Annotated in this window: 10 protein-coding genes; 2 read left to right on the forward strand and 8 right to left on the reverse strand. The window is 63.9% G+C overall.

The window, feature by feature from the left end; genetic code table 11:
• Positions 1 to 143 precede the first annotated feature (143 nt).
• The 5 genes from KI241_RS15140 to iolC form a co-directional block, all read right to left on the reverse strand.
• Positions 144 to 965, reverse strand: coding sequence for a TIM barrel protein (locus KI241_RS15140; RefSeq protein ID WP_047738878.1), 822 nt, complete (start codon positions 963 to 965; stop codon positions 144 to 146).
• Between the two features lie 33 nt (positions 966 to 998).
• Complete coding sequence (locus tag KI241_RS15145) at positions 999 to 2,501, reverse strand: CoA-acylating methylmalonate-semialdehyde dehydrogenase (RefSeq protein WP_047738879.1); 1,503 nt, start codon at positions 2,499 to 2,501, stop codon at positions 999 to 1,001.
• A 30-nt stretch (positions 2,502 to 2,531) separates the two neighbouring features.
• On the reverse strand, positions 2,532 to 3,341 hold the full coding sequence (iolB, locus tag KI241_RS15150; RefSeq protein ID WP_042732354.1) for a 5-deoxy-glucuronate isomerase: 810 nt from the start codon (positions 3,339 to 3,341) through the stop codon (positions 2,532 to 2,534).
• Positions 3,338 to 4,231 carry a myo-inosose-2 dehydratase gene (gene iolE / locus KI241_RS15155; RefSeq protein WP_123578961.1) on the reverse strand — a complete coding sequence of 298 codons (894 nt, stop codon included), beginning with the start codon at positions 4,229 to 4,231 and terminating at the stop codon, positions 3,338 to 3,340. Before iolE ends, iolB begins: the two co-directional genes overlap by 4 nt.
• A gap of 213 nt (positions 4,232 to 4,444) precedes the next feature.
• Entirely contained in the window at positions 4,445 to 6,382 is a 1,938-nt protein-coding gene (gene iolC / locus KI241_RS15160; RefSeq protein ID WP_123578960.1) for a 5-dehydro-2-deoxygluconokinase, read from the reverse strand.
• A 311-nt stretch (positions 6,383 to 6,693) separates the two neighbouring features.
• Between iolC and KI241_RS15165 the strand changes: the two genes are divergently transcribed.
• Entirely contained in the window at positions 6,694 to 7,617 is a 924-nt protein-coding gene (locus KI241_RS15165) for a MurR/RpiR family transcriptional regulator (protein ID WP_042732351.1), read from the forward strand.
• 28 nt (positions 7,618 to 7,645) lie between these two features.
• On the forward strand, positions 7,646 to 8,257 hold the full coding sequence (locus KI241_RS15170) for a glutathione S-transferase (protein ID WP_212802672.1): 612 nt from the start codon (positions 7,646 to 7,648) through the stop codon (positions 8,255 to 8,257).
• 603 nt (positions 8,258 to 8,860) lie between these two features.
• On the opposite strand, the gene hcnC is transcribed toward KI241_RS15170, so the two are convergent.
• From hcnC to hcnA, 3 genes are read right to left on the reverse strand one after another with little or no spacing between them, the layout of a single operon-like run.
• Entirely contained in the window at positions 8,861 to 10,135 is a 1,275-nt protein-coding gene (gene hcnC / locus KI241_RS15175; protein ID WP_042732933.1) for a cyanide-forming glycine dehydrogenase subunit HcnC, read from the reverse strand.
• Positions 10,128 to 11,534, reverse strand: a complete 1,407-nt coding sequence (gene hcnB / locus KI241_RS15180; RefSeq protein WP_212802673.1) for a cyanide-forming glycine dehydrogenase subunit HcnB — start codon at positions 11,532 to 11,534, stop codon at positions 10,128 to 10,130. The genes hcnC and hcnB overlap by 8 nt, the downstream gene beginning before the upstream one ends.
• Positions 11,531 to 11,854, reverse strand: coding sequence for a cyanide-forming glycine dehydrogenase subunit HcnA (gene hcnA, locus KI241_RS15185; RefSeq protein WP_042732931.1), 324 nt, complete (start codon positions 11,852 to 11,854; stop codon positions 11,531 to 11,533). Before hcnA ends, hcnB begins: the two co-directional genes overlap by 4 nt.
• Positions 11,855 to 12,067: the final 213 nt, after the last annotated feature.

Here is a 12,067-nt window from a genome sequence, read left to right on the forward strand (position 1 = left end):
AATCTGGCGGCTGGCGCAGAACCTTGTGGGAGCGAGCTTGCTCGCGAAAGCGGTGTACCAGGCGAACTCGAAGTTGAATGTGCCATTGCTTTCGCGAGCAAGCCCGCTCCCACATTTGGATCTGCGTCAGGCCAACAATCGTGTCAGGCCTGCGGGTTTTGCAAATGGCTCATGCTCGCCCCCAGCGCCTGGCGGATGTCGGCCAATTCATGGATGCTCTCGGCGAAGGGCTCGAAGGACAGGTAGCCGTCATAGCCTCCGGCCCGCAACGCCTGGATCTGCGCGGCGTTGCCGAGAATGTCGGCCTCACCCACCAGCACCCGGTGGCCGTCGCGGATCGTCGCCAGCGGGGCCTGGGCATCCTCGACACCGGAGATGTGCACCAGGCCGGTCAGTTCGGGAAAGAACGCCTGCTCGCCCGCCAGGTGATGGTGGAAGGTGTCGTGCACCAGGCGGAACACATCCAGTCCGCCCACCGCCTCGATCGCCGCCACCGCCGTGCCCTTGCGCCGCAACGAACATTCTTCGAAACCCAGCGGCTCAATGAAACCGTAGATGCCGAAGGCCCGCAGGATCGGCGCCAGTTCACCCAACGCGGTGCGCAGGCCGGCCGCGCGTTGCGCTTCGCTGCGCGGATCGGCGCGATCGTTGAGCGGGCACATCACCAGCCCCTCGGCGCCGCACTCGCGGGCGTAGTCGGCCAGCCGCACGGCTTGGGCACGGCGTTCGTCGTTCCACACATCGAAGGGGTACAGGGCATTGATCGACAACACCTTGATGCCGCGTGCCTCGCACAGCGCACGCACCTGGGCCGGCGGCATGCCGTCTTCGATCTCGACGCCCTTGAGGTCGTTGCGGATCTCGATGGCATCGGTCTTCAACGCCAGCGCCAGGTCGATGAAGGCCGGCAGCGACAGGCGCGGGGCGACCATTCGGTTCAGGGCAAAACGCAGGGGTTTGTTCATTGTTGTTATCCCTCCGGCATTCGTACGAGCAGGTTATTGGGCAGTCGGCATGCTGAACTCCGGGCCCTTGGCGATGCTGTCGGGCCAGCGTTGCATCACGCTCTTGTAGCGGCTGTAGAAGCGCAGCCCTTCTTCGCCATAGGCGTGGTGGTCGCCGAACAGCGAGCGCTTCCAGCCGCCAAACGAATGCCAGGCCATGGGCACCGGGATCGGCACGTTGATGCCGACCATGCCAACCTTGATGCTGCGGGCAAACGCCCGGGCGATGCCGCCGTCACGGGTGAAGCAGGACACGCCATTGCCGAACTCGTGGGCGTTGATCAGGGCGACCGCCGTGGCGAAATCCGGCACGCGCACGATGCCCAGCACCGGGCCAAAGATCTCCTGCCGATAGATGCTCATCTCGGGGGTGACCTGGTCGAACAACGTCGCCCCGACAAAGAACCCCTGCTCGGCGCCGGGCACCTTGAAGCCTCGCCCGTCGACGATCAGGCGCGCGCCTTCGGCCACGCCCGAATCGATGAACCCCTCCACCTTGGCCTTGTGTTCGGCGGTGACCAGCGGCCCCATGTCGGTGCCCGGCTGCTGGCCGTTGCCGACCTTCAGTTGATCGATGCGCGGCAACAGGCGGGCGATCAGTTCATCGCCCACGTCACCCACCGCCACGGCAATGGAAATGGCCATGCAGCGCTCGCCGGCCGAGCCGTAGGCGGCGCCGATCAATGCATCGGCCGCCTGGTCGAGGTCAGCGTCGGGCATGACGATCATGTGGTTCTTCGCACCGCCCAGGGCCTGCACGCGCTTGCCATTCGCCGTGCCCTGCTGGTGGATGTATTCGGCGATGGGCGTGGAGCCGACGAAGGAAACCGCTTCGATGTCCGGGTGCTGCAACAGCGCATCCACCGCCACCTTGTCGCCCTGGACGACGTTGAACACGCCGTCCGGCAAGCCGGCTTGTGTCAACAACCGGGCCATCAGCAGGCTGGCGGATGGGTCGCGTTCCGAGGGTTTGAGGATGAAGCAGTTACCGGCCACCAGCGCCAGCGGGATCATCCACAAGGGCACCATCACCGGGAAGTTGAACGGCGTGATGCCAGCGCAAACGCCCAGGGGCTGGCGCAGGTTCCAGTTATCGATGCCGCCGCCGATGTTGTCGCTGAAATCGGTCTTGAGCAGGTTGGGCGCACCACAGGCGTACTCGACGATCTCGATGCCCCGGGTGACTTCGCCGTGGGCGTCGGACAGCACCTTGCCGTGTTCCCGGCTGATGATCGCGGCCAACTCGTCATGGTGGCGGTCGAGCAGTTCCTTGAACTTGAACATCACCCGCGAACGGCGCAGCGATGACTGTTCGGACCAGGCCGGGAACGCCGCCAGTGCCGAGGCGACCGCAGCCTCGACAGTGGCGGGTTCGGCCAGCGCGACCCGTGCCTGGACCGCACCGGTGGCCGGGTTGAAGACCGGGCTGAAGCGCGTGGCGTCGCGTTCCTGCACCTGTCCGTTGAGGTAATGGCCTACTACCGGGGCGTCGCTCATTGTTCCTGTTCTCCGTGGGGATGGTGCAATTCAGAGGTCCAGCAGCCAACTGTGCTGCGGGTCGTTGTGAAACTGCCAGACGCGCTTGGGCCCGGCCATGACGTTCAGGTAGTACGACTCGTACCCGTAGGGCACACTGACCGGGTGATAGCCCTTGGGCACCACCACCAGGTCGCTGTTCTCCACGGCCATGGCCTGGTCGATGCTGCGGTCATCGGTGTAGACCCGCTGGAACACAAAGCCCTGGGCCGGGTTGACCTGGTGGTAATAGGTTTCCTCCAGGAAGCTCTGGTGCGGCAGGTCGTCGGTGTCGTGCTTGTGGGGCGGGTAGCTCGACGAGTGTCCCGATGGCGTGCGCACTTCCACCACCAGCAGCGAATGGGCCGGCTCGCTGTCCGGCAGGATGTCGCAGACGTAGCGGGTGTTGGCACCCTTGCCGCGCACGCTGCGCTTCATGCTGTCGGGGCGGATCAGCCGTGGAGCGTAGCGATCCCCGGCTGCCCCCGGCGCCGCACACACGGCGAGTTGCACGTCACTCAGGGCGGTGACCTGAGCCTGGCTGCCGGGCGGCAGGTACGCGGCGTAGGGTGACTTGTCCTCGAACACCGATTGGCGGTCGCCCAGGTTGTCCCAGTCGAACGCGCCCTGCCCTGGCGCCTCGCCCTTGAGGCTGATGCGACCGCTGAGCAGCACCAGGCACAGTTCCTTGTCATCGGCCGCCACCGCGAGGGTTTCGCCCAGGCTCAGGCGATAGGCGGCGAAGCCGACGTATTCCAGCTCGCCGGCGGGCAGCTCGACCATGGTCCGGCCGCTGGCGTGGCTCTTGATCAACAGGCTCATGACGCACTCCTTTCCTGCAACAAGGCGCGCAGGGTCTCGTAGCCTTTTTTGGCGTAGGCGTAACTCGGCGCGACGGCCGGATCCTGCTCGGCTTCCACCACCAGCCAGCCCTCGTAACGGGCAGCCAGCAACACGTCCAGCAACGCGGCAAAATCGATGTCGCCATCGCCCGGCACGGTGAAGGTGCCGTTGATGATGCAGTCGGGAAAGCTCCAGAGGTGGTTGCGCGCCAACTGCACCACCGGTTTGCGCACGTCCTTGAAATGCACGTGGCAAATACGCTCGATGTGTTTGCGCAGCACCTGCAAGGGTTCGCCGCCGCCCATGTAGCAGTGGCCGGAATCGAACAACAGGCCCACCTCGCTGCCGGTCAGGGCCATCAGCTTGTCGATGTCCGAGGGCGACTCGACGTAGGCGCCCATGTGGTGGTGATAGCCCAGGCGCACGCCCCTGGACAGGGTGAAGCGCGCCAGCTCGGTGAGTTTGTCGGCGTAGCCTTGCCAGGCGTCGTCGGTGTGAAAACGCGGCCGTTCGACCAGGGGAATCCGCTGGCCCTGGATCGAATCGGCCACTTCGCCGTACACCAGCACCGTGGCGCCGTTGTGCGCCAGCAACTCGACATGGCTGGCAATGGCGTCGATTTCCTCGGCTGCCGAACGCTGGGCCAGGCGACCGGAATACCAGCCGGAAACCAGGGCCAGGTCATAGGGCCGCAATACATCGCCAACGCCCTTGGCGTCCTTGGGAAACTTGCCGTTGAGCTCGAAGCCTTCGTAGCCGATGGCTTTGCCTTCGCTCAGCGCGGTGCTCAACGGCGTCTCACCGCCCAGGGAAGGCAGGTCGTCGTTGCTCCAGGAAATCGGGTTGATGCCAATTCGAATAGCGGGCATGGCTGCACCTTTTTATTGTTTTCAAACTGAATGTCGAAAGCCATTTGTGAATACATAACTGTGGCGAGGGGATTTATCCCCGCTGGGCTGCGAAGCGGCCCCTCGAACGGCTGAATGTGGGCTGCCTGACACACCGAGTTGTAGGGTTTTGGGGCTGCTTCGCAGCCCAGCGGGGATAAATCCCCTCGCCACAAAAAAGCTCTTGCGCCGCTGTCACGCCCGCGCCGCCCGCCACGCCTCGATCAATTCCACGAACCGGTCTTGCACCTGCCGGATCAGCGTTTCATCGTCGATTTCCCCGGCCATCCACGCTCGGCTCGGTTCCTGGAAGATCGTGCGGCCTACGGCGAACCCTCGGCAGGTGGTGCTCTGGCTGGCCTGGCGAAAACCATCGGCCAGCGCCGTGGCTGGGGCGTTGAGGCCCAGCAAAACCACGCCGCGGCAATACGGGTCGCGTTGCTGAATCAACTCGTCGAGCTGCTCCCATTCCTGCTCGCTCTGGGCCTCGATCTTCCACCACGCCGGGTAGATGCCCAGGTTGTAGAGGCGCTTGAGGGCGCGATACAGCACGTCCGGGTGCGGCGACGGATGATCCTTGGGCGGAATGACTTCCAACAGCAATTCATGGCCGCTGACCTGGGAGGCCTTGTACAACCCCATCAACTGCGCTTCCTGTTCGAGGCGCAACAGCGGCTCGTCATCGGGGTGGAATTGCACCAGGCACTTGATGATCTGTTCCTGCGGCCAGGCGATCAGGTTGCTGCCGATGGAACGCCCATGTTCGAACGCCAGCGGGCGCGAACCCTGGACTTCCACCGGCCGCGCGACCCACCAACCGCGCCCGGTGGCCGCATTGAGCGAATCCTGGCCAAATCGCTGGTCAGCCAACAGGCCGACATCGGCCTCGACGCCCTGGCGTTGCAAATCGGCTTCGACCCGCTCCACCGCCTGGATGAACAGTTGCTTGAGCTGGCCGATGCTACTCAGGTCGCGGCCGCCCTTTTGCGCCAGTTCCACTAACTGTCCACGGTGGTCGAACGCGAAAATGAACAGTTGCTTCCAGGCTTTGCGCGGCACGCTGACCTGATGCAGGCGTTGCAGCACGGCGTCCTGGTCCGGCCGGGTGATCGGCACCGGGCTGCTGAACAGGTAGTCGAGCTCCGCCCGGGTCGGCATGGCCGGGGCACAGGCATGGCGCGACACCACCAGGCCGCCGCAGGCATTGGCCAACTGGCAGCAACGCTCGTCACTGGCGTCCTCCAGCCAACCGGCGAGAAACCCCGACATGAAGGCGTCGCCGGCGCCCAGCACATTCAGGACTTCGACTCGAACGCCCGGGTAAATCGCGCCGTCTTCGAGCCGCGCCGGGATCGCCCCATGGATCACCGTGCAGCCCTGCGGGCCGAGCTTGACCACCAGGGTCGCCGCCGTCAGCGAACGCACGGTGCGCAGGGCCGTGAGCAAGTCTTCGCTGCCGCCAGCGATCAGAAACTCTTCCTCGGTGCCGACGATCAGGTCGAAACGCGGCAGGATGCCTTGCACGTGCCGGCTGACGTTCTGGTCGGCGACAAAACGGGTCTGCCCGTCGGCCTTGCCTGTCAGGCCCCAGAGCACCGGCCGATAGTCGATATCGAGGATGCGCTTGACCTGGTGCTTTTGCGCATAGTCCAGGGCCTGGATGCTGGCCTTATAGACGCCGTCGGTGGAGAAATGCGTGCCGGTGATCAGCAGGGCCTTGCTGGAGGCAATGTAAGACTCGTCGATGTCTTCGGCCCGCAGCGCCATGTCGGCGCAGTTTTCGCGGTAGAACACCAGGGGAAAGGTCTCACGATCCTTGATCCCCAGCAGGACCATTGCTGTCAGGCGTTGCGGATCGGCCTTGATGCCGCTGACATCGCAGCCTTCGCGCGCCAGCGATTGCACCAGGAAACGGCCCATGTGGTCGTCGCCCACTCGGCTCAGCATCGCCGACTTGAGCCCCAGGCGCGCCGTGCCGAACGCGATGTTGGCCGACGAGCCTCCCAGGTACTTGGCGAAACTGCTGACATCTTCCAGGCGTGCGCCGACTTGCTGCGCATAAAGGTCCACGCCCAGGCGTCCCAGGCAGATCACATCCAATTGACGCCCACTGGCAAAACGAGTCTGGCCCATGCTGGCTCCTGTTATTTTTATCAGCCTGCGCATGCCGCCGAAACCGGCGCCAACGCTCTTGGTGGGTGCAGACTAAAACGAGCCGCGGGCAATAATCAATAATTATTCTATATATTTTTTACGTGGAATATTTTTTCCAATACGCTATAGCCGAAGCGGACCAGACGCAGTGCATCGTTTCAGCAGCGGCGCCAACGTTGCCCTACCCATGATTTTCCCAGCGCCTACGCTGTAGACTGCGATCAGCCAACCTATTGTCGAGGGCCGTGTGTGACAGCCGCCCTATAAGAACAAAGCCAGAAGGATTTTCTATGACCCGCCCCGATGATCTGCCGGCACCGTCCGAGCGCGCGTCCGACGCCACGCTCCCGAGCCCTCCGATCAATGCCGAGCGCCTGCTGCAACTGATTACCGAGGAGTACGAAAGCCTGCCCCGCCAGCTCAAGCGCATTGCCAGCTACATGAGCCAGCAGAGCGACCGGATCATGGTCGACCGGATCAGCGACATCGCCCGCGAATGCGAAGTGCACCCCTCGGCCATCGTGCGTTTCTCCCAGCGCTTTGGCTTCAGTGGGTTCAGCGAAATGCAGGCGCTGTTTCGCGAGGCGTACACCCACAAGACCACGCCGGTGCAGAACTACCAGCAACGCATCCGCAGCATGATCGCCAACAAGTCGCAGAAAGCCAGTGGCGGCGACCTGGCCCGCGAATGCGTCAACGCGACCCTGTCGGGCATCGAACGCCTGGGGCTGGAGCTCGACGACCAAGCCTTCGAAAAAGCCGTGGACCTGGTGGTCAACGCCGACAACATCTATGTGGTGGGCGTACGCCGTTCGTTTGCGGTGGCCGACTACCTGGTCTACAACCTGCAACACACCAACAAGCGTATTCACCTGGTGTCCGGCCTGGGCGGCAGCTACCGCGAGCAGATGCGCAGCGTGCGGGCCAACGACCTGGTCATCGCCATCAGCTTCACGCCCTACGGCAAGGAAACCCAGCACTGCCTGCGCATCGCCCAGCACCACCAGGCCAAGACGCTGATCATCACCGACAGCAACCTGTCGCCCCTAGCCAAGCGGGCCAACGCGGTGTTGTTGGTGAACGAAGGCAGTTCGTTCGCCTTCCGCTCGTTGAGCGCCACGCTGTGCCTGTGCCAGGCGTTGTTCATTGCCGTGGCCTACCGGCTGGAGCTCAAGGTCGATGAGATCCATGAACAAGTCGGGTTCGAGGACTGATGTATCACCCACCGCTGAAGGAGAAGCCATGAAACTGATCGGCATGCTGGATTCGCCCTATGTACGCCGCACCGCCCTGTCCGCCAAATGCCTGGGCATCGCCCTGGAGCATGAGTCGGTTTCGGTGTTCCGGCATTTCGAGCAGTTCCAGCGAATCAACCCGGTGGTCAAGGCACCGACCCTGGTGCTGGACGATGGCAGCGTACTGATGGATTCGACGTTGATCATCGATTACCTGCAAACCCTGGCAGCACCAGGAAAGCGCCTGATGCCAGACGATGCCGGGCAGCGGTTGCGGTCACTGCGCCTGATCGGGTTGGCGCTGGCGGCGTGTGAGAAATCGGTGCAGATCTACTACGAACGCAACCTGCGGCCCACAGACATCCAGCACGCGCCCTGGGTAGAGCGAGTGGAAGGCCAGCTCGCGGCTGCCTATGGGATGCTGGAACAGGAACTGCAGCGAGCGCCGCTGCCCACTGATGGCACGCTGGATCAGGCCGGTATCACGCTGGCAGTGGCCTGGAGCTTCTCCAACCTGGTGGTGCCGGACCAGGTGGAGGGCCGGTCATTTCCATTGATCAGCGCCTATACCGCCTATGCCGAAGGGCTGGAAGTGTTCATCGACACCCCGATGCAGTAGGCATCGACGCCAACATACCCGCGGTCATCGCGAGCAAGCTCGCTCCCACAGGGGATGCTTGGTACGCCGCAAATTAAGCGTTCACCGCTGTCACCTGTGTGGGAGCGAGCTTGGTCGCGAAGACGGTGGCACAGCCGGCAGCATCATCCACTGGTACACCGCTTTCGCGGGCAAGCCCGCTCCCACAGGAGATAGTGGATTTCACGCAAATGCTGGACATCCCCCGACGCTTTTGTGGGAGCGAGCTTGCTCGCGAAGACGGTGGCACAGCCGGCAGCATCACCCACTGGTACACCGCTTTCGCGGGCAAGCCCGCTCCCACAGGAGATAGTGGATTTCACGCAAATGCTGGACATCCCCCGACGCTTTTGTGGGAGCGAGCTTGCTCGCGAAGACGGTGGCACAGCGAGCAGCATCGCCCACTGGTACACCGCTTTCGCGGGCAAGCCCGCTCTCACAGGAGATAGTGGATTTCACGCAAATGCTGGACATCCCCCGACGCTTTTGTGGGAGCGAGCTTGCTCGCGAAGACGGTGGCACAGCCGGCAGCATCACCCACTGGTACACCGCCTTCGCGAGCAAGCCCGCTCCCACAGCGGGGCTTCACGCTGGTTCCATTGCCTTCGCTTGTTTGACCGGGGCGACCTCGAAGCGGTCTGCCAGGAACGGCGTGATGTCCAGCGGCAACGGTTCGTGGTTCACCAGTTTATCCAGCAGCACGCCGGTGATGGCCGAGGTGAGGATGCCGGTGCGGAAGTGGCCGCAGGCGTTGAGGTAGCCCTCTACCCCGCGCATCGGCCCCAGGATCGGCAGCTCATCGGGCGAACCTGGGCGCAGGCCGGCCCAGGTTCGCTTCAGGTTGATGTCGGCCAGTTGCGGAATGCAGCGCATCGCGCCTTGCACCAGCCCTTCGATTTCCGGGTAGGTGGTGGTCACGTCGAAGCCTTTGTCTTCGGTGGTGCTGCCGATGAGGATTTCGCCGTTGTCCTTCTGCGCCACATAACAGTCGCTGGTGGTCAGGCAGCCGTTGAGGATCTTCGGCATGCGCTCGGTCAGCAGGATCTGCCCCTTGACCGGCTTGACCGGAATGCGCACGCCCGTGGCCTGCTCGCTCAGGTCCGCCGCCCAGGCACCGGCCGCGTTGATCAAGGTTCGGCAGTGGAAAGTACCCGCCTCGGCGGTGTTCACCCCGATGACCCGCGTGCCGCTGCGCAGCACCTCGATCACATTGGTATTGAAGAACAGGTCGACACCGTTCTGCCGCGCGCCTTCGGTGTAGGCGTCAGCCAGGCGGAACGGGCTGACCTGGTGATCGCACAGAAACTCCAGAGCGCCCTGGGCTTCATGGCTGACACTCGGTTCGGCCTCTCGCAGGGCCGCCTGGTCGAGCCAGCGCACCTGGTCCGCCAGGTGCGGGATGCAGGCGACGATGTGCTCGGCGTACGAGCGGTCTTCGTCGTCATAGATCACGAACTTGAGCCCGGTCTCCTCGAACTTGAAGTCCATGCCATGGTTCTCCATCAGCTCGCGGTGCAACTGGGGGTACAGCGCGTTGGATTGCAAGGCGAAATCGAAGAACGACTGCGGCAGGATGTGCGGCGTGCTGGCGTCCACCGCCACCGCGGCGCCCTGGGTCTGGCGCTTGCGATTGGCCGACATCATCCGAAAGAAAATCACCCCGCAGCCCAGGCCCACCGACTCACCGATGGCCCACAGGCCGCCCGCCGAGGCACGGGTGGCATTGCCGGGACGCTTGGCGTCGATCAGGGCGATCTTCAGGTGCTTGCGCTTGGACAGTTGATAGGCGCAGGAGGCCCCGATCACACCGCCGCCGGCGATGACCACGTCATAGTCCTTGAGGTCTGGTTGCTTAGTCATGGTGGCTCTCCGTGCCAACGTCCTTGAACGCGGAAAAGGGAATCGGGTCGATCGGGAATCGCGGTCGCAGCCAACCCACATCGGCCCGCCCGGTGGCTTGACGCAAACGGTCGCTGCAATAGCCCACGCACATGCGCCCCTGGCAATCGCCCATGCTGACGCGGGTACGCATCTTAAGTCCGGCCATGTCCTGCACACCCTGCTCCAGGGCGCGATCGATGTCGGCGCGGGTGGCGTGTTCACAGCGGCAGATCACCGTGTCGGCCGCCGGCAAGGTAATCTGCCCGGCACCCCGCTGGGTGTAGCGATCCACGGCGGCGCGGAAGCGAATGATGCGATCGAGCTGTGCCTGGTAGCGCTCGCGCTGATCGAGGGCCGTGGCCGAATCCAGCTCGTTGCGTTGCAGCAGGATCGACAGCGCAGCGATGCGAGCGCTGAGCATGGCCGCTTCACCGCCGCGAATCCCGCCCATGTCGCCGGCCAGATGGATGTGAGCCTCGCTGCTTTGTTGCCAGGCGTCCGCCACCGCCCGCAGGTAACCGTCTTCGCTGAAGCCGTGCTCCAGGCCCATCTGCTGGCTCAGTTGGGTGCGCGGGATGAACCCGTAGCCGACCGCCAGCGTCTGGGCCGGCACCTGTTCGGCGCGCGTCAGGTCCGGTGCCCAGTTGTCGGCATATGGCGCGACGGTCACGCTGCCCAGCTCACCTTCGCCATGGGCCTCCACCACGCCCCAGCCATAGTGCATGGGAATGCGCTTGAGCTTGAGGTAGGCCAGCATGCCCAGGCCATCGAGGAACAGTTGCGGCTTGTTCAACAAGGCCAGGCTTTCTTTGGCAATCCGGCCGAATGCACAGGCCTCATAGACCCCGGCCACCGCCACCCCCGCCGCGTGCAACTGGCAGGCCACCAGCGGCAGCAACGGCCCCGTCCCGGCGATCACCACCGGGCTCGGCGGCTTGACCACCCCGCTCTTGATCTGCAATTGCAGGCCACCCAACAGCATCACCCCCGGCAGGGTCCAGCCCGGGAACGGCACGCTGCGCTCATGGCAACCGGCCGCCAGGACCAGATGCGAATAGGCCACTTCCCGCAGGCGCTCCTCGGCATCGAGGACCATCAGCGCTCGAAAGCCTTCGGCGCCGATGACCCGGCTGTTTACGTGCACCTCAATCAGTTGCGCGTAACGTTGGAATTCCCCATGGAGTTTTTCCAGGGCTTCACTGTAGCGTGCCCCCAGGTAATCCAGCTGCACACCCTCGCGCAGCGGCCCGCGATAGACCACGCCACCGAGGCGCGGCGCCTCTTCGAGCAAGGTGCAGCGCACCCCGTGGCGGGCGAGCTCGATGGCCGCCGCCATACCCGCCGGCCCACCGCCGACAATCACTGGCCCCAGGCTCATGGCGCCTCCGATTCGGTGATGCGGTTGGCCCGGGTTTCGATCTGCATGCCCGGGCGCACCAGGGTCTGGCAGGCGCGCCGCTTGTGGCGCCCGTCGATCTTGACCAGGCAGCACTGGCACACGCCCATGCCACAATAGGCGCCGCTGAGCTGGTCGTGATCGTTGCGGGCCACCTGGCGCTGGCCCAGGGACTGGATGACGGTGAGGACGGTTTCGCCCTCGGCAGCGTTGACGGCCCGACCGTCCAGGCGCACCGTCATGTCGGCCCGGGCCAATGGCTGGATATCAAATTTTCGGCGTAGAAAGTCTTGAGGTTGCATCATGCAGCTCTTCCTTGAAGGTTCAGTGAGGACTAGGCTCCTTGCGGTACATCATCCAACGATTCATGTCCGTCCCCTGCTCGCGACAACGCGCCAAAACAGGGCAACGGACGCATCAGGATAATGCGCGCGAAATTTATGTTAGGGATTATTTGTGACCAAGTGTTGATCCAGGCCAGGGAATCCGGCCGCCGGGCTCATGAACTTTTTTTC

Source organism: Pseudomonas sp. Cab53, from assembly GCF_018325965.1.
GTDB classification, from domain to species: domain Bacteria; phylum Pseudomonadota; class Gammaproteobacteria; order Pseudomonadales; family Pseudomonadaceae; genus Aquipseudomonas; species Aquipseudomonas chlororaphis_E.